Origin of the sequence: Yersinia frederiksenii ATCC 33641 (genome assembly GCF_000754805.1) — a bacterium.
GTDB classification, from domain to species: Bacteria; Pseudomonadota; Gammaproteobacteria; order Enterobacterales; family Enterobacteriaceae; genus Yersinia; species Yersinia frederiksenii.
On sequence record NZ_KN150731.1, the window covers coordinates 313,398 to 334,699 of the forward strand.

A 21,302-nucleotide genomic window follows, 5' to 3' on the forward strand; every position below is an offset into this window, starting at 1 on the left:
ACCCAAAGTATTTGGAACCGCAGGTAGTCAGCAAACGAATAAATCCTTGGATCAGTGATTCGGGTGCAAGAGAGCAGCTAACCCCCTGCAGTTTCAAATAGGCAGGATGACAATACTCATCATCAAAGACAGGTAAAAAGGGAACATTATGCGTATTGGTGTACCAAGAGAGCGGTTGGCCAATGAAGCCCGAGTTGCAGCAACGCCGAAAACGGTAGAACAATTGCTGAAATTAGGTTTCACCGTGGCGATTGAAAGCGGAGCTGGCCATTTAGCCAGTTTTGACGATGCGGCGTACCAGGAAGCGGGTGCCACCATTACGGATACCACCGATGTGTGGCAATCCGATCTTATCCTTAAAGTGAATGCTCCTTTTGAGGAAGAAATTGCCCTGATGCGTGAGGGGAGCACTTTGGTCAGCTTTATCTGGCCGGCTCAGAACCCTGAATTGCTGCAAAAGCTGGCAGAGCGACAGGTCACTGTATTGGCAATGGACTCGGTGCCGCGAATTTCTCGCGCCCAATCCATGGATGCGCTGAGCTCAATGGCTAACATTGCGGGCTATCGCGCCATTGTGGAAGCCGCTCATGAATTTGGCCGCTTTTTCACTGGGCAAATTACCGCTGCAGGTAAGGTTCCACCGGCAAAAGTTGTGATTATTGGCGCCGGTGTTGCAGGGTTGGCCGCCATTGGTGCCGCAGGGAGCTTAGGGGCGATTGTCCGTGCTTTTGATACTCGCCCGGAAGTCAAAGAGCAAGTCCAAAGTATGGGAGCTGAATTCCTCGAACTGGACTTTGAAGAAGAAGCGGGCAGTGGTGACGGCTATGCCAAGGTGATGTCTGAAGCCTTTATCAAAGCTGAAATGGAACTGTTTGCCGCACAAGCGGCTGAAGTAGATATCATCGTCACCACGGCATTGATTCCCGGCAAACCAGCACCACGTCTGATCACCAAAGAGATGGTGGCGTCGATGAAATCGGGCAGCGTGATTGTCGACCTGGCAGCGCAGACCGGGGGTAACTGTGAACTGACCGTAGCAGATAAAGTCACGGTCACTGAAAATGGCGTGAAAATCATTGGTTATACTGATTTACCCAGCCGTTTGCCGACCCAGTCATCCCAGCTTTACGGTACAAACTTAGTTAACTTGCTCAAATTACTCTGTAAAGAGAAAAACGGCGAGATCGACATTGATTTTGAAGATACCGTTATCCGTGGTGTTACCGTGGTTAAAACCGGTGAAGTGACTTGGCCTGCACCGCCAATTCAGGTTTCAGCACAGCCTCAGGCGGCAAAAGCAGCGCCATTGGTGAAAGAAGAGGTTAAACCGTCATCACCATGGCCTAAATACATCATTATGGCTTTGGCCATTGTGTTGTTTGGCTGGTTGGCAAATGTCGCACCGAAAGAGTTTTTATCTCACTTTACGGTCTTTGCGTTGGCCTGTGTTGTGGGTTATTACGTGGTATGGAATGTCAGCCACGCACTGCATACACCGCTAATGTCAGTCACTAATGCAATCTCGGGCATTATTGTGGTGGGCGCATTGTTGCAGATTGGTCACGGTGGCTGGGTAAGTTTCTTATCCTTTATTGCCGTATTGATTGCTAGCATCAACATTTTTGGTGGCTTTACCGTCACCCAGCGCATGCTGAAAATGTTCCGTAAAAACTAGTTTTATATAAAGCCGGGCTTGCCAAATGTGCAAGTGGGCAAAGCTGAGTTGATGAAAATGTTGATAAAAACAATTTTGCTAATAAAAGCAATGTTATACAAAAATAAAGGGGTAACTGATGTCTAGTGGTCTTGTTACAGCTGCGTACATAGTTGCTGCGATTCTATTTATTTTCAGTTTGGCTGGGCTGTCGCGCCACGAAACATCCAAACAAGGTAACAGCTTTGGTGTGGCTGGTATGGCCATCGCGCTTATCGCGACCATTCTTGGGCCGGACTCAGGTAATGTTGCCTGGATTATCATTGCTATGGTGATTGGTGGGGCAATCGGTATTTATCTGGCGAAGAAAGTCGAAATGACTGAAATGCCGGAACTGGTGGCTATCTTACACAGCTTCGTGGGTCTGGCTGCGGTTCTGGTTGGCTTTAACAGCTATCTGGACCATGGTTCAGCAGTCATGGATGCTGTGATGGTGAATATCCACCTGACCGAAGTGTTCTTGGGGATCTTTATCGGTGCGGTGACATTCACAGGTTCTATTGTTGCCTTCGGTAAATTACGTGGGATTATCTCTTCCAAGCCGCTGATGCTGCCACAACGCCATAAGTTGAACTTGGTCGCACTGGTTGTTTCATTCTTGCTGATGATTCTGTTCGTCAAAACCGATAGCGTCGCCTTGCAAGTGGTCGCGTTATTATTGATGACCTTGATTGCTCTGGGCTTCGGTTGGCACTTGGTTGCATCCATCGGTGGTGCGGATATGCCGGTGGTGGTTTCGATGCTGAACTCTTACTCCGGTTGGGCCGCTGCGGCAGCAGGTTTCATGCTGAGCAACGACCTGCTGATTGTGACAGGGGCATTAGTCGGTTCTTCCGGTGCGATACTGTCGTACATTATGTGTAAAGCGATGAACCGTTCGTTTCTTAGCGTGATCGCTGGCGGCTTTGGTACGGATGGCTCTTCTACCGGTGATGCCGAAGAGATGGGCGAATACCGCGAAACTACAGCTGAAGAAGTGGCTGATCTGCTGAAAAACGCCAGCTCGGTTATCATCACCCCAGGCTATGGTATGGCGGTTGCACAAGCACAATATCCGGTTGCGGAAATTACTGCAAAACTGCAAGCCCGTGGCATCAAAGTGCGCTTTGGTATTCACCCGGTAGCAGGGCGTTTGCCTGGTCATATGAACGTGCTATTGGCGGAAGCTAAAGTACCTTATGACGTGGTACTGGAGATGGACGAAATCAATGATGATTTCCCAAGCACCGATGTCGTATTGGTGATTGGTGCTAACGACACTGTAAACCCTGCCGCACTGGAAGACCCGCGCAGCCCGATTGCCGGTATGCCGGTGTTGGAAGTGTGGAAAGCGCAAAGTGTCATTGCCTTTAAACGTTCAATGAATACCGGCTATGCTGGGGTACAGAATCCATTGTTCTTCAAAGACAATACTCAGATGTTGTTCGGCGATGCAAAAGATAGCGTGGAAGCAATTTTACGTGCGTTGTAATCGTCAGCGTTGTAGCTGAAGAAGGGCCACTGATGTGGCCCTTCTTTTTTGGCATTAAATTTGAAAATCAGATGAGAGGGCGATTATTCATCATCTTCGTGGTCTTCATCACTTTCAATCGGGCAAGTAAAGCCTTCCGGTTTAATGGCCAATAAATCACATTTAAGATGGTCGATCACATGTTCGGTGGTATTACCAATAAAGGCGGCAGATAGCCCGGTGCGGCCCAAGGTACCCAATACCACCACCCCAGCCCGTAAATGTTCAGCCAGATCCGGGATAACCTCTTCAGGTAATCCTTTCTCCACATGAGTGAACTTTTCGTCAATACCAAACTGCTGACGCAGGGCTTTCATCGCCACCAAATGCTGGCCGCGAATAGCATCGTTGTAGACACTTGGGTCAAAATCTGGCAATTCAATAGCGATATTGATAGGGGTGACCGGATAAGCACTAATCAAATGCACCTGAGTTTGGTTAACATGCTCAGCCAGTTCTCTGGTTTCTTTCACTAAACGTAGATTGAGAGGGTCGTGCAGCGGGTCTTCACTGGATAGATTGACAGCCACCAAGGCGGTACCGCCTTCCGGCCAAGGTTGGTCTTTTACCATCCACACCGGACATGGACATTTACGTAATAAGTGCCAGTCGGTAGGGGTGAAAATAATGGATTCCAATCGATCGTGCTGATGCGCCATTTTTAGCAACAAATCGTGCTTATATTTCAGGACTTCCTGAATAATGGCTTCATAGGGGCGATTGTGCCATACCACTTTGATTTCAATGGGAATGCCAGCATCAAGATAAAAGCGGCACTGTTCGCTTATCCATGCTGAACGTTGACTAATAACCCCTTTGCGCATCGCTGTACGTTCATCGGGTGACAGCAAAGTGGTCATGTCATAAGACAAGTCATAAATAGCTAAAAATGCTTTGATTGTGCCGCCATTGCGCTGCACTAGATAAACTGCACGTCTTAATGCAGGCTGATCATCCTGATTGGGGTCAATAGCAACCAGAATATTCTGATACTTTGCCATAGTGTCTCCTTACTACCGTGAATTAACCGTATGTTAGTTAAAGAGTAAACCATGAAAGTGAAAGAGGGTAGGGAGAGAACAAATCAGACCAACAAATAAGAGTTATCCTCTTGGGCATTTATTGATCTGATTTCTTGACTTAAAGACTCGGTCTTGGATTACCAGCCAACAGGGCCAGAGCTTCGGTATTCTCAATGGTGATGTACTTACCTTTCACACTCAGAATATCGCTTTTCTGGAAACGCCCCAACAAGCGGCTAATCGTTTCTACCGTCAACCCCAAATAGTTACCAATATCGCCGCGCGTCATGGTCAGACGAAACTCACGTGGGGAGAAGCCACGCTGAGCAAAACGACGCGAAAGGTTATAAATAAAGGCAGCCAGGCGTTCTTCTGCATTCTTTTTAGACAGCAGCAAAATCATGTCTTGATCACTTTTTATCTCACCACTCATCAGGCGCATCATCTGCTGACGCAGATTTGGCATTTTGCCGGATAAGTCATCCAGTGTATCAAACGGGATTTCACAGACCATTGAGGTTTCCAATGCCTGAGCAAAGCTTGGATGTTGCAAGTTACTGATAGCATCAAAACCGACTAAATCGCCCGCCAGATGGAAACCGGTAATTTGTTCATCGCCTTCTTCAGTAATGGTATAACTTTTAATGGTCCCGGAACGGATGGCATACAGGGATTTGAGTTCATCACCTGCTTTAAACAGCGCCTGTCCTTTCTGAATAGGTTTTTTCCTTTCAATGATATTGTCGAGCTGGTCCAGCTCGTTTTCATTTAAGGTAAACGGAATACAGAGCTGGCTGATACTGCAATCCTGACAGTGGATTGCACAACCACCAGACTGAATACGTCGGATTACGCGTTTTTCCGGGATCATAGGGTATTCCCATTAATATTGATATGCGTCAATTTTAACATCTTTTCTTGCGTCTGATAAGAGCAACAATAGTTAGCGTGCTAAAAGATAACCCTCATGCATTAATAACCAGCGTTTTCGCTCCACGCCACCGGCATAACCGGTCAATGCGCCTTGTTGCCCAATCACTCGATGGCAAGGGACAACAATGGAAATTGGATTCAGGCCATTTGCCATGCCAACCGCTCTGGACGCGGTCGGGCGGTTAATGCGTTTAGCTAACTCGCCATAGGTAATTGTTTCACCGCAGGGGATCTTGCGTAATTGATCCCAGACTTGGCGCTGAAAATCAGTCCCGGCGGTCTTGATCGGTAAATTATCAATAATATTGAGCTCGCCGGCAAAATAACGCTGCATACTCTCGCTCAATCCACCAGGATTGCGTTTTTCAACCAACGTAAAACTATTTTTGCCATAATGATTGTGCAGCAACTTTATCAGCCGCTCGTAATGGTCCGTCCAATCAATGGCACGTAACCGGTTCTCTTCATCTGCAATGAGCAACAGTTCGCCTTGAGGCGTCGTCATCCTATCAATCAAAAACGTTTCCATAAGTCCCCACTATCTTGCGGTCATTGGTTGATGAAAATTTGGGCCGGTGAAAATTTTAGTGGCAATTATTACATGAAAAATAGCTTCGATAGATCACTATCCGGATGTGAAAGCAAAAAGCTGTTCTTATTGCGGCATTAATCGCATAACACAGAAAGTTTAATTATAAGCTCGGGGTGGGCGAAGTGGGTTTTAGCCGCTAGGATGAGAAGTTACGAAAGCAGTCTACAACCCTACTGTTGGCGAAATCCCTCTAATGTCAGGTACCCAATTCATGTCCAATGCCCTGTTGTATCCTTTATTACGTGATGGTGAACCGCTGGCTGCTGCCATTGAACGTCCGGAAAGTCGCTCACCTTTTATTTTACTGGCAGACCATGCCGGGCAGCGCATCCCGGCTCAGTTAGGTGATTTGAGATTACCCGCCGGAGAGATTGATCGGCATATTGGCTGGGACATTGGCTCGTTAGCCACTGCACAGTTGCTTAGCCAGTATCTCGATGCCACATTGATTCACCAGCGCTATTCGCGTTTAGTGATTGATTGCAACCGCACTCCGGGTATCGCCAGTTCTATTCCTGAAATCTCGGAACACACGCGGATTGTACGTAATATCGGCGTGACAATAGAAGAGGCCGAAGCCCGTCGAGTCGAGGTATTTCAGCCCTACCATGACCTGATTACACAAACACTTAATCGGCGTCGTGATAGTGGCCAGCCCAGTGTCATTATCTCGATGCATAGCTTTACGCCGTCATTTAAAAATAGTGAGCGCCCGTGGCAGATTGGGACCTTATTTAATCGTAACCCTGCGTTTGCTTTGCAATTAATTACGCTTTTACAACAAGATAGCTCGCTGAATGTTGGGATTAACCAACCTTATGCCATGACAGATGCAACAGACTTCACGCTGCCATTCCATGCTGAACGTCGGCAATTACCTTATGTGGGTATCGAGATTCGCCAGGACCTTATTACTCAACAAGCCGGGCAAGAGCAGTGGGCTCTGCGTCTGGCAAAATTATTGCCGCAGGTATTAGCGGCATTAAATCGGGCAAAATAAGTGGCGGAATATTTATTATCCGAGAAATATCTGTTTTGCGTTAATGATCAAACGGGATTTATGACTCGCAGCAATTAATTGGCTATTATCGATGCTAACCGTCACATTTTATTCATAACATCATAGTAAGGTTGGTTATCACGTGGAATCCAAGCCTGCGCGTATCCTGATCAGTGCCTGTCTAATGGGAAAATCAGTTCGTTATAACGGCAGTGCTCTGTCTGTTCATGATGAAATAATTCAACGCTGGCAGGATGAAGGTCGACTGGTGCTGGTTTGTCCTGAGTTGGCCGCCGGTATGCCGGTACCACGCCCTCCGGCTGAAATTCAACAAGGCAATGGTGAGGCCGTACTACAAGGGCTGGCGCGGGTGATTGAACAATGGGGTAATGATGTTAGCCGGGAGTTTCTGCAAGGCGCTTATCAGGCTTTGGAAGTGGCACAACAACACCATTGTAAGCTAGCGATTCTGACCGAAGGTAGCCCATCTTGTGGGAGTAGCCATATCTATGATGGTCATTTTAGTGGCACTCAACGCACCGGTCAGGGGGTCACTACTGCATTATTACGTCGCCACGGGATCACGGTTTTCAGCCATCTTCAACTTGAACAGGCAGATGATTTTTTGCGAAGTTGTTCACAAATCAAGGTTGAAAATTAATCAAATGTCATAAAATCGCGATACACTGTATAAATAAACAGTGGTTGCTGGCGTTCGTATCTTTAGCCACTTAATTTTGCTTGAAACCATTAAGTCGAGGTAGCGATATGACATTTAAGATAGCTGAAAAAAAACCGCAACAAATCGTAAGCATCCGGTTAGTCGGCCCTTATCATGAGACCATCCCGCGAGGCTTTGACCAACTTTCATCGCTCTATGCTCAGCACCAAATTCCAGGTAAAGACTGGTTAGCGTTGTACTGGGACAACCCAGAAACCAATCCTCCGGCCCAACTGCGGGCTGATGTGTCGCTCTCTGTTGCAGATGACTATGTCTTGCCTGAAGAACTCAGCGATCAACTGCAATTACAAGTGATACCCGGTGGCTTGTATGCAGTGTATAGCACTCGAGTAACCGATGATGATTACGCCAAAGCATGGGGTGAATTGTATCACCAACATTTGCCGCAAAGTGGCTATCGCCCCGCGGATGGCGCATGTTATGAGGTTTACCTTAATGACGGCAGGACTGATGGTTATTTTGATATCGATATTTATCAATCAGTCGAGAAAGCGTAATAAGGTGTAGCAGCAGCCGGACTAGCCTGTTCGGCTGCTGATATAACCCGCCTTTGTATTAAATTGAAGCCGCTTATAGTAGCCAATGCCCTTCATCTTGCGGGTGCCGACTGATATTTTTTGTCTGTCCGTTTTTTGCCTCTCGGTCGTCAGGAATAATTGGTTAACCCGTCACTGAAAATTCGGACTCGCGGTGAAAGTTGACGATGATACGGATACAGAAAAGAGACTGGCATCGCGGGCGGAACATATTCCGGCAGTATCTCAATCCGTGTTCCAGCCATTAAATCAAGTTCAATGTGATAGCGCGGCGGCAGTGGCCTTTTTAGTCGGTAAAAATAGTGGCTGGATTGATGGACAAGTTTTGCAGGCCAATGGGGGCTGATTTAACGTTACCGAGTAGTGTGGTGGCAATAGGTCAGAAAATAATCTTTAAATATAAGGATTAATAATTAATTACGATTGTCATAAAAGCGTCATTGGTCTGTTCTAGTATCCGTTGTAACCAATAAATACAATTTGTATTACTGTTTTACAACAAGGAATTCTACTGATGCACAATCGCGTATCCACTTTGTCCGCTATAGCGTTATCCACCCTGATGTTAAGTAGCACTTTGTTCGCACCTAATGCAGTTGCCGCCGCTACAGGGTTATATGACCGCAGCGCGCATGGCGATGTCACCCAATTTGGTGGCGCTCGCCGCTTGGCAGGTGACCAGACTCAAGCTCTTCGTGACTCGCTGTCCAATAAGACCGTAAAAAATGTCATTTTACTGATTGGTGACGGCATGGGTGATTCAGAAATCACTTCTGCACGTAACTATGCGATGGGGGCCGGTGGCTTCTTTAAAGGCATTGATGCTCTGCCGCTGACCGGGCAATACACGCACTATTCATTAGATAAAAAAACGCAAAAGCCAGACTATGTTACCGATTCGGCCGCCTCAGCGACCGCATGGTCTTCGGGTGTAAAAACCTATAATGGCGCGCTGGGTGTGGATGTGCTTGGCAAAGACCATGTCACTATTTTAGAACTGGCTAAAAAAGCGGGTAAAGCCACCGGTAACGTGTCAACCGCTGAACTGCAAGATGCCACACCCGCGGCACAGTTTGCTCATGTCACCGGGCGTAAATGTTACGGTCCAGAAGAAACCAGTGAGAAGTGTGGCACTAATGCATTGGAAAATGGGGGCCGGGGCTCTATTACTGAGCAAATGATTGAAGGGCGCGCCGATGTCACTTTGGGCGGCGGCTCAAAGTCATTCAGCCAGTTGGCTAAAGCGGGTGAGTGGAAAGATAAATCCCTGCGTGACCAGGCACTGGCTCGTGGTTATGTGATTGTCGAAAATCTTGATGACTTGAATGCCATCAAGCAGGCAGACCAGAAGAAACCGCTGTTAGGGCTATTCAGCTCTGGCAATATGCCGGTGCGCTGGCAGGGGCCAAAAGCCTCTTACCACGGCAATATAGATAAACCACCGGTTGTTTGTGAAAACAATGCCGAACGGACCAAGGATATTCCAACGCTGGCGGCCATGACTGAAAAGGCCATTGACCTGCTGAAAACCAATGAAAATGGCTTCTTCTTGCAAGTCGAGGGGGCATCGATTGATAAGCAAGACCACGCCGCTAACCCCTGTGGCCAGTTTGGCGAAACCGTCGATCTGGATGAAGCCGTACAGAAAGCACTGGAGTTCGCCCGTGCTGATGGTAACACCTTGGTTATTGTGACGGCAGACCATGCGCATTCCAGCCAAATTATCGAAGCCGACGCTAAAGCTCCTGGTTTGACGCAAGCATTAACCACCAAAGATGGTGCGGTAATGGCGATCAGCTATGGCAACTCTGAAGATGACTCCCAAGGGCACACCGGTACACAATTGCGCATAGCCGCTTACGGCCCTCATGCAGCCAACGTTGTTGGTTTGACTGATCAAACGGACCTGTTCTTTACTATGCGTGATGCGATGGCAATTAAATAAACTGCCTTTCTTTTTGTTGAATAATCCCGGTGCAGTTATGGCCGGGATTTTTATTGTTGTCATCCCACCCTGGCTTTTATTTCTGCCGAAATTTCCTATTTACATCATCACTGCTTAACAATTGTTATAATAATAACATTTAAAACTGTCGGATTAAGGCGAAAAACCTAATTATCTTCCTTTCATTGCTGCGATCGTTGTCACACACATAACATTTATAGCCTGATAATGTTATTGCATTAACATTGAATGATAAAAAAATAGCATAGAGGAAGGGACAATGGATATTGCAGTCATTGGTTCGAACATGGTTGATCTGATCACCTACATTGATGAAATGCCACAAATTGGGGAAACATTAGAAGCACCGGATTTTGAAATCGGGTGTGGCGGTAAAGGGGCGAATCAGGCAGTGGCTGCTGCCAGATTAGGTGCCAATGTCATGATGGTGACTCGCGTGGGTGATGATCTGTTTGCAGAGAACACGATTCGCAATTTACAACAAGCGGGTATTGATACCCAATATGTGAAAACAGTCGCCGGAACCTCCAGCGGTGTCGCGCCCATTTTTGTCGATAAGTCATCACAAAATCGCATTCTCATTATCAAAGGCGCGAATAACCATCTATCACCGGCAGATATAGACGCTGCTGCTGATACCTTAAAAACCTGTCAATTGATCATACTGCAACTCGAAATACCACTAGAAACGGTCTATGCCGCCATTGATTTTGCTCGTCAGCATCAGATTAAAGTCATTCTCAATCCCGCTCCGGCGTCTAAAGCGCTTGATATTGGCTATGCCTGTCAGTGCGAGTTCTTCATGCCAAATGAAACAGAACTTGCCATTCTGACCGGAATGCCAGTGGACAGTCTGGACAATATTTATCGGGCAGGGCGTAGCTTGCTGGATAAAGGCCTACATAACCTGATTATTACGCTGGGGCATCGCGGTTCTTTATGGATGCAGGGCGATGAAATACACCATGTGCCGCCGGTCAGTGTCCATGCCATTGATACCAGTGGCGCCGGTGATGCATTTATTGGTTGTTTTGCTCACGAATATGTTCAACACGGAAATGTATTAAAAGCTATGGAAATGGCTTCTGCTTTCGCTGCATACAGTGTCACTGGCAAAGGAACACAACGTTCTTACCCTGACGCGTCGCAATTTATTGATTTTTTAAATACCCTACACCAAGGAAAATAAAATGCGCCTGAATACCGTTCAACTGCCAGATGGCTATTTAAATAAAACCCCTTTATTTCAATTTATTTTGCTTTCCTGCTTATTTCCACTCTGGGGGTGTGCAGCCAGCCTGAATGATATTTTAATTACGCAATTTAAAAGTGTTTTTGCACTCAGTGATTTTGCCAGTGCATTGGTACAAAGTGCCTTTTATGGTGGCTACTTCCTGATTGCCATTCCGGCATCATTGGTCATTAAGAAAAGCAGTTATAAAGTGGCTATCTTGATCGGGCTAACTCTTTATATTGTCGGTTGTACACTGTTTTACCCCGCATCCCACATGGCAACTTACACCATGTTTCTGGCGGCTATTTTCGCCATTGCCATTGGCTTGAGCTTCCTCGAAACGGCTGCAAATACCTACAGCTCAATGATTGGGCATAAGGATTACGCCACTCTGCGCCTTAATATCAGCCAGACGTTTTATCCGATTGGCGCATTGATGGGAATTGTATTAGGCAAATATTTGGTATTCCAGGAAGGTGACAGTTTACAGAGCCAAATGGCCTCTATGACGCCAGAGCAGGTCCATGAGTTTCGCCTTAGTATGCTAGAACATACATTAGAGCCTTATAAGTATCTGATCTTTGTTCTCTTACTGGTGATGCTGCTGTTTGTTATTACCCGTTATCCACATTGCAAGCCTCAAGGTGACAGTAATAAGAAACTGGCTCAACCATCATTAAAAGAAACACTGAAATACTTGGCAGCCAACAGCCGCTTCAAAAAAGGAATTGCGGCACAGTTCCTGTATGTTGGTATGCAAGTCGCAGTGTGGTCTTTCACTATTCGCCTGGCGTTGAATCTTGGCGCATCTAATGAACGAGATGCTTCCAACTTTATGATCTACAGCTTTATTTGCTTCTTTATTGGTAAGTTTGTTGCCAACTTCCTGATGACCCGTTTTAAAGCAGAGAAAGTGCTAATTGCCTATTCCATTTTGGGGGCCTTAACCCTGCTATATGTGGTCTGCGTGCCTAACTTTACTGCGGTTTATGCCGCCGTATTTGTCAGTGTATTGTTCGGGCCGTGCTGGGCCACTATTTATGCTGGCACGTTGGATACGGTAGACAATAAATATACCGAGGTGGCTGGGGCGATTATTGTCATGTCAATTGTCGGTGCGGCGGTCATTCCTGCCTTACAGGGCTTTGTCTCTGACCATTTAGGCTCAATGCAGCATGCTTTTGTTGTCTCTTTATTGTGCTTCGCCTATGTAGGTTTCTATTTCTGGGGTGAACTGCGCAACAAACAACGAGTCAATGCGGCAACATTGGCAAATAACGAATCCTAGCTAAACGGGGAGTATCATAATGACCGCTAAAATAGCGCTGTTCCGTGAGCAATTCAGCCGCCATGAGCAGGAAATTTTTCACAGCGATAACTTTACTGTGACCAGTTTTAAATATGCATCGGGTATTGAAGCCTTAAAAATCAGCAACTCTCGTGGCTATGTGACTCTGTTACCTTATTACGGTCAGATGATTTGGGATGCTGAATTTGATGGTCACAATCTGAAGATGGATAACATGTTCTCTCAGCCCAAACGAGGCGAGAATATTGTCGATACCTACGGTTGTTTCGCTTTCCATTCAGGTTTGCGTCGCAACGGTTGTCCATCACCGGAGGATGACCATGTTCTTCATGGTGAAATGCCTTGTGCTGAAATGGATCATGCCTGGTTAGTTATTGATGGTGACAAGTTAGCACTGGCAGGAAGCGTCGAATATGTGAAAGGGTTTGGTGATCATTATTGTGCTCAACCGCTCGTGAGATTAACGGCGGGGAGTGCACAGTTTGATATTGAAATGAATGTCACCAACCTGGCTAGTGTCCCAATGCCTCTCCAATATATGTGCCATATGAATTACACCTATATTCCTGGGGCCACTTTCCGCCAAAACTTACCCGGTTCAGCATTAAAACTCCGTGAAACCGTACCGGCACACGTACAGCCAACACCACAGTGGTTGCAATATACCCGGCAATTACAGGACCGACCTGCGGGTTTAACTGATTTAAATGAACCGGAGTTTTATGATCCAGAGATCGTTTTCTTTGCCGATGATTTATCACAATACGTTGATGAAGCTGAGTTCTTTATGTTGGCACCACAAGGGCATCGTTTTGTGACTCGTTTTTCAACCGCACAGTTTAATTATGGTACTCGCTGGATACTGTATAACGGCGATCAGAAAGTGGCTGCTTTTATTCTACCGGCAACCTGCCGTCCAGAAGGGTATTTAGCGGCAAAAGAAAAGGGGACTTTACTGCTACTTTCACCGGGAGAAACGCGTCATTTTAGCGTGACGACTGGAGTGGTCTAAATACAGGATATTTCTTTTATCGTGGGCAAGGAGGCCCGCCAATTATCGACAGACCTATTCTTGAATAAGCTTGGATGATATAAAAACTAAATTCGGCCATAAAAAGTCATTCTGGCGGTTTCTGATAGCGAAATGTCAGGTTGAGCATTATAAGCTAAGACCACCAGCATGCGGGTAATGTCCCCCTGAGTCGGAGTGACACGGTGAATAGCATTTCGACCTCGGAATAAGACTAAATCACCGGGTTCAATCTGTAATGTTTTGGGCGTGATTTGTTGATTTAATAGTTTTTCTACCCCGGCATAATTCATTTCTCCTTGGTCGGCATCTCTCATCTCTTCGATATATTCAAAAACACCCCCCGCTTGAGGTTTTTGCACCAATAAAGTAATGGCAAATGATGAGTTATCGAAGTGCCAACCGAGTTCTTGGCCATGGCTCGCATAGTGCAAATTAATGGAAGAAAGTGAATCAGCATAAGGGTAAAGCTGTTCTTCATTTAATACGGCGCACAGGAAGTCTTGAAAATCTGCTGCGGTATATAAAGTTCTCAGGGCCGAGTCTGCGGGGATTTCTTCGTCAGTAATACAGCCTTTTGATGAGGTTACCAAACGATTTCTGGGATGATCAACGGCAAAATCTACATCCGTCTTAGTCAGATATACATTGTGTTGAGTCGCGGCATAATAAGCCCGATGCTGATGCTCAATACCCTCTTGCTTAATACTATTCAGCGCTTGAGGTAATAAAAAGTTGGATAAGACTAATGCGCCGTAGGTTTCTAAGGTGCTTTTACATTGTGCGATAAAGGCTGAGTCGTTGACGGGATTTGCCTTCATATTAATAATTTCATCGAGTTTCTGCATATATCCCCACAGTCATGCTAAATGTTGCTTGGTTTCTATGACTAACTGTATAGGATTAGTTGTAACTAGAATAACAATAAAACGTTACTGATAGGTTAAGTTTGGCTATCGATATCAGCAGCATAAATAGTGGGTCAGGGAGCGAGTAATGGATAGTTTAAAAGCAGTTCGCTTACCAAAGCTGACTGCCATTTTAGCATTTGAAACCGCGGCAAAAATGGGGAGTTTGGCCCGCGCAGCCACATGCCTATCATTAACACCCGCAGCGGTCAGCCAGCAAATTCGCCAATTAGAGCAGCATTTGGGCATTCAACTCTTTGCCCGGTCAAAGTCAGGTGTTGAATTGACCAGGCAAGGCAGCGCTTATTTGGCTTATGTGCAACAAGCGTTTGAAACATTACGGGTGGCACAACAGAGTATGGCGCGGGATAAAGGCGATTTGTCGCTCAATATCTTTGCATTGCCCGCGCTGGCTAGCCGTTGGCTTAATCCGTCACTCAACCAATGGCTGACACAACATCCTGATATCGACATCCGTATTCATGCAACACATTCAGCGGTGGATTTTAATCGTACTGCGGCTGACTTTTATTTAGCCTTTGGTGAAGAACATTATCCTCAGCAAGAGAAAGAGGTTTTATTCCAAGACTGGGTTTTTCCGGTTGCCAGCCCCCATTTATTAACTGCACCTTGGTCAGAGGGGAAGCGCAAGATTAATTACCCGATGATTCATGTTGACTGGGGCAAAGAAGGGCAATTCTTACCTGACTGGCATGAGTGGCTGTTGTCGGCAAAATGGCTACAATGTCCCCCTAATCGTGGGCCAATCTATAATCTAACCTCAATGGCGATCGATTCTGCGATAGCGGGCAACGGCATTTTGCTGGGGCAGCAACATTTGATTAAAAAAGAGTTAGCGGAAGGTAGCTTAATTCAATTATCTGACCATAGACTGCCGGTCACAAAACCTTATTATTTAATTTATCCTAAACGTACGTTGGACAAACCGAAGGCGGCGGAATTTATCCAATGGTTGCATAGTCTTTGCTAGCTGAATGCATAATCAACTGGCATAATTGCTTTATTGTCTGCTTAGATTTGTGACGAAGCTGAGCACATACTATTTAAAATAAAACAGTTACTTATTATTTAACCGATAAATTGCACTTAAGTCTAATTTATTGGTTTCCTCTGTGGTTTTTACCGTGCTTATTTATGTGAAAGTATGCGTAAAAGAACTATTTATTAAAAATTGCCATTAAAGGCAGAATAAAAATCACTATTTTAAGATAGGGGCATATAAACCATCGTGGCGAAGAGAAAATCTACTGGTACCGGCTGGGTTATCCTACTGATTGTGGTTTTAGGTTTGATCACCGGTATCCCAAGAGAGGCATGGATTGCAGTAAGTGCAGCTATCTTGTGTATGTATTTTGTCTGGCAAAACCTCAAAGGTGCTCAGACCCACGCCCGCCCGGCGATCAACCGCGACATGCAAAAAACCGCGGCGATCCCCGACATGGGCGATTACCAGATGGCGCCGTCGCAGTTAGAAACAGAATATTCTGCGGCAGCTGATGAGTCGGCCCAAAAACCATCAGTTGATGAGGATAAGAAACCAAAATCAAAGCAGCCAGACGTTTCTCGAGGTTCTTTAGCGAGAGCCTCTTGGCTGCGCCCTGGTGAACTGGCCGTGGTGGCAGGCATAAATTTGCCGGATGGCATGATTTACATCGGTAATAAATACAAAAGTAATCGTACCGGAGCGGAGCCAGCATTTATTAATCCATCGATGGAGGTCGCGACAGAAGATGTCGATATTTCGTTACCTCTGATAGACAGTGCTCCTGATTACTCGACTTGTTCACCTGAGGCGAGGAAGGGATATTTACAGTGGTTATCTGAAGGCCGTAAATCACCTACTGCAGATATTGGTTATGTTTTCTTATTTTTCTATGGTTTAGAGCATCGGGTACTCATTGATGCAGCAATAGATCCCGTGGCGAAAAAAGAACTTCCTATAATTGAATCTGAAATTAGTCGCTTACTAAATATTTATGGCAAAAATAATGCCTTTAATCATTATGCGCAGAATCTATTGGTTTATATCTCGCGGGTCAATATAGATGAGAAACTATATCTTTCCCCCCCTCCCGTAGCACGCGAAGCCTCGACAGAGCTGCCGCTGGCATTGTTGGTGGGATTAGGGCAGTTAGCGGTTGATCAAAAACCCTTACCTGCGGCGTGGGCGCTAGCTTGGGGTGAAGCCGACCCCGCGATCAATCAGAACATTTCAATGGCCCATTGTGCTGAAGCTTTTGCCACACTATTTCAGCAGCGTTATCAAGAACAATACGGCGAAGGTTTTCTCTTGCCGGTCAATAAAACCAAATTACAAATATTTTATCGTCCAGCCTCTGCGGGTCTCATGGGGCAAGAGTTTTTCCAACAGATTGCCGACTTGCCAAATGTTGCTGTATGCAAAGCACATCGCGATAAGCTGCGGGCAATATTTGAAACATGTCAGCAAGATCTTGATATCTATAACCGTTTTGCCAGTGTCAATCCTAAGAAGAAGATGTCGCTGGAAGGTCAGTTATTGATGCCAATGATATTGTGGTCCAAAGAATTAAAGACTGAGCTCGAAAGTATCAAAGCCAGAGTGGGATACGGTTTACTGATGGTCACACTCGCTGAGCTGTTTACTCAACTCAGTACTGCCTGTGGTACCAAGCCATTAGAGCGTTTGGCTCGCAGCCATGTTATGGCATTGACTTATGCATTGGCATCTTTGCAAGTGGGGATCGAGCCTGATGTAAGGGCCGATAACCGCACGCCAGTATTACAAGATATGGTGGCGCTGTTCCCGATTGAGTCGCTGGTCGCTGAGTCGGCAACTTTTGATATCTACCGCGTCACCATGCTGGCTGTTGAACTGGCTTGTGCCGCAGTGATGATCGATGGGCGCATTGGTGAACCTGAATCCATAATATTGACTCGGCATATTGATGCCTGGGGCTTCTTGAGTCCGGGTCAACGTATGCGCTTAAAAGCCTATCTTCAGCCGGGCATTCGTAAAAGTAATACTTTGCTCGCGTTAAAGAACAATTTGGAGCCTCTCTCTGTGGAAAACCGCCGGAGTATTGCGCGTTTCCTGGCTCATTTGATTCAAGTTGAGGGGACAATTACCCCGCAAGAAGTTAAATTCCTTGAGCGGGTCTATCAGCGTTTTGCTCTGGACAGTAAATTGGTTTATGCCGATCTTGATAGCCGTGCAACACCTATGACCTTGAGTTTGCCGTCACCCGCAGCCGAGATGATTACGGATACCGACCGGATCAATCTGCTGAAAAAAGAGAGTCAGGAGTTAGTTACATTACTCGAAAATCTCTTTGTGACTGAAACCGTCGTGGTACCAAACCCGGAAGAGATTAACCCGCAATCAATGGCGGCGATCAGTGCTAATTTACCTGATGGTACTGTGACGTTCTTAAAATTGCTCATTTCTCGTGATACTTGGGAGCGGGAGAAATTGGTCGATATTGCATCTGATATGGAAATTAAGCTTGAAGATGCATTGGTGGAAATTAACCGAAAAGTATTAGCTGTGTTTGAAGTGCCATTGATCACCGGAGAAGAGACTATCACTATCAACCGTGAGATATCAGCGGCACTCCTTGCTTGAGCCAGCCCACAATAATCGCTACCATACGCGCCTAATAATGTTTGAGAGATAAGCGTAATGAAATACCAATGGATACTGTTCGATGCGGATGAAACTCTATTTCACTTTGATGCCTATGAAGGGTTAAAGCTGATGTTTTCACGTTTTAACGTGGATTTCTCCGTGCAGGATTTCGACCATTATCAATTGGTGAATAAGCCACTGTGGGTTGACTACCAAGACGGAAAAATATCGGCGACTGAATTACAAAATACCCGTTTTGAGATGTGGGCTGCAAAGTTGGGTGTAGCGGCAACGCGCTTGAATAGTGAGTTTTTAACCGCCATGGCCGATATCTGTTCACTGTTACCCGGTGCCCGCGAGTTAGTTGAGGCCTTGAGCGGTAAAGTTAATATGGGCATCATTACCAATGGCTTTACTGAGTTGCAAACTGTACGTTTGGAACGCACGGGTTTAAAGAATGTTTTTTCTCCGCTGATTATTTCTGAAGAAGTGGGTGCGGCTAAGCCAGATGTCGCTATCTTCGAGCATGCTTTTAATTTAATGAATAATCCCGCGAAAGAAAATATTCTGATGGTGGGCGATAATCTCCATTCAGATATTCAGGGCGGTATTAATGCCGGAATTGATACCTGTTGGCTTAATATGCATGGCGCCGTCGCCGATAATAATATCGCCCCTCGCTATCAAGTCAGCTCATTGGCAGAGTTACAGTTGTTACTGCTGGCATAGTTCCGTTATCTTTCATCAAAGAAAAGCCGTTAACGAGACATTCTCGATAACGGCCTTTTTATTTGCCTAATAGCCGCTTCATTACCACTCGCTGGCGACTTAACTCAGCGTCTTCAGCAAGCGGGTATTCACGCTGAGATCAGATTTCTTTTACTGTGACTAAAATGAAATCATCAACGCTGATTAGCGACCAAATCTTCTACTTGGTCAAAAATGGGCATTTCAGCACCAAAACGGCGAACCTGAAGCACATCCTCTAATTTTTCTAATTGGCTTATCATTTGTAACAGTCGCTGATCATCTAAGACCTGCAGCCAAATGCGGCTTTCTTCACCGCCCGCCAGCGGCATACATAAAATCCCTTCCACGTTGAATGCCCGACGGGCAAATAAACCGCAGATGTGGGACATAACTCCGGGATGGTTGCGGACAGTAAGCAATAGCGTCACCCGCGCGGCAATGGGTAAGTCTGCTGTTTGTTGAGTTGTGATGTGCTGATTTGTCATATTACTCACCTCCAATCATGTCGATATTAGCCGCGCCCGGAGGCACCATCGGATACACTTTTTCATCTACATCAATTAGCGCGTGGATCAACACCGGCCCTGGACGATTCAATGCTTCATGTAATGCAGTATAAGGGTCACTCGCAGTATTAAGGTCACAGGTTGAGAAACCAAACCCTTCGGCAATATGAATGAAATTAGTCCGATAAGGGTAGTCGGCGGCAAAAATTCGTTTACCGAAGAACAATTCCTGTTGCTGATGAACCAAACCTAACGATTGGTTGTTCATCAAAATAATCTTCACGTTCAGTTGCTCTTCAGCGGCGGTTGCCATCTCCTGAATATTCATCATCAAGCTGCCATCACCGGAAAAACACACCACTTTAGCTTGCGGTTTAGCCAGTGCTGCGCCAATCGCGGCGGGCAAGCCAAAGCCCATGGTGCCTAGTCCGCCAGAGGTTAACCATTGGCGCGGACGGTGCAGAGGATAAGCTTGAGCCACCCACATCTGATGCTGACCCACATCCGTGGTAATAATAGTCTCATCATCCAGCGCTTCTGCGGCGGCACGAATCAAACCATAGTGGCACAGCGGATTTCCACTATTAGGCTGATTAAATGGGAATTCGCGTTGTATATCACTGACAGTGGTACGCCACTCACTGCGAGTGTTGCTCTCTACTAACGGCAGTAACTGGGTCAAGACCTGTTTAATATCTGCATTCATCGCCAGATGCGGACGGCGAATTTTACCCAGCTCAGCTGGATCGATATCAATGTGAATAATGCTAGCATCAGGGCAAAACTGTTCGGCTTTTCCGATGGCGCGGTCATCAAATCTGGCCCCCAACACAATCAATAAGTCAGCTTGCTGCATGATGAAATTGGTTGAGCGTGCCGCATGCATCCCTAACATTCCTAAGGATAATGAGTGGTCAACGGGCATAGTCCCTAGCGCCATTAATGTCATGGTGGTAGGTAAACCGGCTTTCTCTGCAAGTTGTATCGCTTGCTGATGAGCTTCAGAACTGACAATTCCACCGCCCAGATAGAGCACTGGCCGAGCCGCACGATTAATCATTTGAGCGGCTTGCTCAATAGCAATGGGGTCAATCGGGCAGGGCGCATCAGCTATCCCAGGCTCAGGTAGATTATCAAGCTCAATAGTGGCCGTTTGCACATCTTTAGGAATATCAATCCATACCGGACCAGGGCGACCTGACTGCGCAATGCGGAATGCGGCAGGGATCACACGCGTCAGTTCGCTGATATCCCGGACCAGATAATTATGTTTGGTTATAGGAATCGACATGCCGTAGGTATCAACTTCTTGAAAAGCATCAGTGCCAATCATGGAAGAAGCAACCTGACCGGTAATACAAACCAGTGGAATGGAATCAAGCTTGGCATCAGCAATTGCCGTCACCAGATTCGTAGCACCGGGGCCACTGGAGGCCAAACAGACAGCCGTTTGTCCACTGGCTCTGGCCATGCCCTGCGCCATAAAACCGGCACCTTGCTCATGTCGCGCCAATACATGGCGAATAATGCGGCTTTGCCCCAGCGCATCATACAGCGGTAGCGCAGCACCGCCGGGGATCCCTGCAACGGTGGTAATACCTTGCTGCTCCAGCAAACGAACTATCAATTGGGCGCCTGTATAACGCATGGTTATATCCTTCATCAGGGCCGGCGGCTAACAGAGTAGGGCTAAAAAGAAACCCCGCTCGGCTGGCGCCGGCGGGGTTTGGGAATCTTTCTGGATTCGGTACCCGTTACGGCGCGCTGCCGACCACCACCACCACCACGCGCACGACGACTACCGCGTCAACATGCGCGGTGTTTAGTAGGGCGAAATTGGCAGTGGAATAGTTCACGGGATATCTCATCAATAAGTGGAATAAGCCTTAAAAGATAAACACGATTAGCCCAAAGGCACAAGA

At 46.4% G+C, this 21,302-nt stretch carries 20 protein-coding genes; 13 read left to right on the plus strand and 7 right to left on the minus strand.

Translation table 11 applies throughout. The annotated features are described in order from the left end of the window. The first annotated feature begins 148 nt into the window (after positions 1 to 148). The gene (gene pntA / locus DJ58_RS19880) at positions 149 to 1,675 is read left to right on the plus strand and encodes a Re/Si-specific NAD(P)(+) transhydrogenase subunit alpha (RefSeq protein ID WP_004712051.1); all 1,527 of its coding nucleotides are present in this window, start codon (positions 149 to 151) and stop codon (positions 1,673 to 1,675) included. Between the two features lie 118 nt (positions 1,676 to 1,793). After that, the gene (gene pntB / locus DJ58_RS19875; protein WP_032911851.1) at positions 1,794 to 3,185 is read left to right on the plus strand and encodes a Re/Si-specific NAD(P)(+) transhydrogenase subunit beta; all 1,392 of its coding nucleotides are present in this window, start codon (positions 1,794 to 1,796) and stop codon (positions 3,183 to 3,185) included. Between the two features lie 83 nt (positions 3,186 to 3,268). On the opposite strand, the gene uspE is transcribed toward pntB, so the two are convergent. The 3 genes from uspE to ogt all read right to left on the minus strand — a co-directional run bounded on the left by uspE (position 3,269) and on the right by ogt (position 5,708). Further along, entirely contained in the window at positions 3,269 to 4,225 is a 957-nt protein-coding gene (uspE, locus tag DJ58_RS19870) for a universal stress protein UspE (RefSeq protein ID WP_004712054.1), read from the minus strand. 139 nt (positions 4,226 to 4,364) lie between these two features. Beyond that, positions 4,365 to 5,117, minus strand: coding sequence for a fumarate/nitrate reduction transcriptional regulator Fnr (locus DJ58_RS19865; protein WP_004712055.1), 753 nt, complete (start codon positions 5,115 to 5,117; stop codon positions 4,365 to 4,367). Between the two features lie 72 nt (positions 5,118 to 5,189). Next, positions 5,190 to 5,708, minus strand: coding sequence for a methylated-DNA--[protein]-cysteine S-methyltransferase (gene ogt / locus DJ58_RS19860; protein WP_032911852.1), 519 nt, complete (start codon positions 5,706 to 5,708; stop codon positions 5,190 to 5,192). A gap of 274 nt (positions 5,709 to 5,982) precedes the next feature. On the opposite strand from ogt, the gene DJ58_RS19855 reads away from it, so the two are divergent. The 8 genes from DJ58_RS19855 (at position 5,983) to DJ58_RS19820 (ending at position 13,570) form a co-directional block, all read left to right on the plus strand. Beyond that, positions 5,983 to 6,771: an N-formylglutamate amidohydrolase gene (locus DJ58_RS19855; protein ID WP_032911854.1), complete on the plus strand. Its 789-nt coding sequence runs from the start codon at positions 5,983 to 5,985 to the stop codon at positions 6,769 to 6,771. A gap of 142 nt (positions 6,772 to 6,913) precedes the next feature. After that, positions 6,914 to 7,432, plus strand: coding sequence for a 2-thiouracil desulfurase family protein (locus DJ58_RS19850; protein WP_004712062.1), 519 nt, complete (start codon positions 6,914 to 6,916; stop codon positions 7,430 to 7,432). 107 nt (positions 7,433 to 7,539) lie between these two features. After that, positions 7,540 to 8,010: a DNA gyrase inhibitor SbmC gene (sbmC, locus tag DJ58_RS19845; RefSeq protein WP_004712064.1), complete on the plus strand. Its 471-nt coding sequence runs from the start codon at positions 7,540 to 7,542 to the stop codon at positions 8,008 to 8,010. Between the two features lie 193 nt (positions 8,011 to 8,203). Next, positions 8,204 to 8,395 carry a Rossmann-fold NAD(P)-binding domain-containing protein gene (locus tag DJ58_RS23785; RefSeq protein ID WP_004712066.1) on the plus strand — a complete coding sequence of 64 codons (192 nt, stop codon included), beginning with the start codon at positions 8,204 to 8,206 and terminating at the stop codon, positions 8,393 to 8,395. A gap of 168 nt (positions 8,396 to 8,563) precedes the next feature. Further along, a complete protein-coding gene (gene phoA / locus DJ58_RS19835; RefSeq protein ID WP_032911856.1) occupies positions 8,564 to 9,994 on the plus strand; it encodes an alkaline phosphatase in 1,431 nt (476 codons plus the stop codon). A gap of 280 nt (positions 9,995 to 10,274) precedes the next feature. After that, on the plus strand, positions 10,275 to 11,204 hold the full coding sequence (gene rbsK, locus DJ58_RS19830; RefSeq protein ID WP_004712070.1) for a ribokinase: 930 nt from the start codon (positions 10,275 to 10,277) through the stop codon (positions 11,202 to 11,204). Position 11,205: 1 nt separating this feature from the next. Then, positions 11,206 to 12,537, plus strand: a complete 1,332-nt coding sequence (fucP, locus tag DJ58_RS19825) for an L-fucose:H+ symporter permease (protein ID WP_004712072.1) — start codon at positions 11,206 to 11,208, stop codon at positions 12,535 to 12,537. Between the two features lie 19 nt (positions 12,538 to 12,556). Continuing rightward, positions 12,557 to 13,570, plus strand: a complete 1,014-nt coding sequence (locus DJ58_RS19820) for an aldose 1-epimerase family protein (protein WP_004712074.1) — start codon at positions 12,557 to 12,559, stop codon at positions 13,568 to 13,570. A gap of 86 nt (positions 13,571 to 13,656) precedes the next feature. Here DJ58_RS19820 and DJ58_RS19815 read toward each other — a convergent pair whose 3' ends face one another. After that, positions 13,657 to 14,436 carry a HalD/BesD family halogenase gene (locus DJ58_RS19815; protein WP_004712075.1) on the minus strand — a complete coding sequence of 260 codons (780 nt, stop codon included), beginning with the start codon at positions 14,434 to 14,436 and terminating at the stop codon, positions 13,657 to 13,659. A gap of 148 nt (positions 14,437 to 14,584) precedes the next feature. On the opposite strand from DJ58_RS19815, the gene DJ58_RS19810 reads away from it, so the two are divergent. The 3 genes from DJ58_RS19810 to yjjG all read left to right on the plus strand — a co-directional run bounded on the left by DJ58_RS19810 (position 14,585) and on the right by yjjG (position 18,853). Then, on the plus strand, positions 14,585 to 15,487 hold the full coding sequence (locus tag DJ58_RS19810; RefSeq protein ID WP_004712077.1) for a LysR substrate-binding domain-containing protein: 903 nt from the start codon (positions 14,585 to 14,587) through the stop codon (positions 15,485 to 15,487). Between the two features lie 258 nt (positions 15,488 to 15,745). After that, positions 15,746 to 18,121, plus strand: a complete 2,376-nt coding sequence (locus DJ58_RS19805) for a tellurite resistance TerB family protein (RefSeq protein WP_004712079.1) — start codon at positions 15,746 to 15,748, stop codon at positions 18,119 to 18,121. A 57-nt stretch (positions 18,122 to 18,178) separates the two neighbouring features. Next, positions 18,179 to 18,853, plus strand: a complete 675-nt coding sequence (gene yjjG, locus DJ58_RS19800) for a pyrimidine 5'-nucleotidase (RefSeq protein ID WP_004712080.1) — start codon at positions 18,179 to 18,181, stop codon at positions 18,851 to 18,853. Positions 18,854 to 19,026: 173 nt separating this feature from the next. Here the strand turns inward: yjjG and ilvN are convergent, their stop codons facing one another. From ilvN to ivbL, 3 genes are all read right to left on the minus strand, one after another. Continuing rightward, on the minus strand, positions 19,027 to 19,359 hold the full coding sequence (gene ilvN, locus DJ58_RS19795; protein WP_086019120.1) for an acetolactate synthase small subunit: 333 nt from the start codon (positions 19,357 to 19,359) through the stop codon (positions 19,027 to 19,029). A gap of 1 nt (position 19,360) precedes the next feature. Further along, on the minus strand, positions 19,361 to 21,028 hold the full coding sequence (ilvB, locus tag DJ58_RS19790) for an acetolactate synthase large subunit (protein WP_004712086.1): 1,668 nt from the start codon (positions 21,026 to 21,028) through the stop codon (positions 19,361 to 19,363). 106 nt (positions 21,029 to 21,134) lie between these two features. After that, the gene (ivbL, locus tag DJ58_RS22325) at positions 21,135 to 21,248 is read right to left on the minus strand and encodes an ilvB operon leader peptide IvbL (RefSeq protein WP_004712088.1); all 114 of its coding nucleotides are present in this window, start codon (positions 21,246 to 21,248) and stop codon (positions 21,135 to 21,137) included. Positions 21,249 to 21,302: the final 54 nt, after the last annotated feature.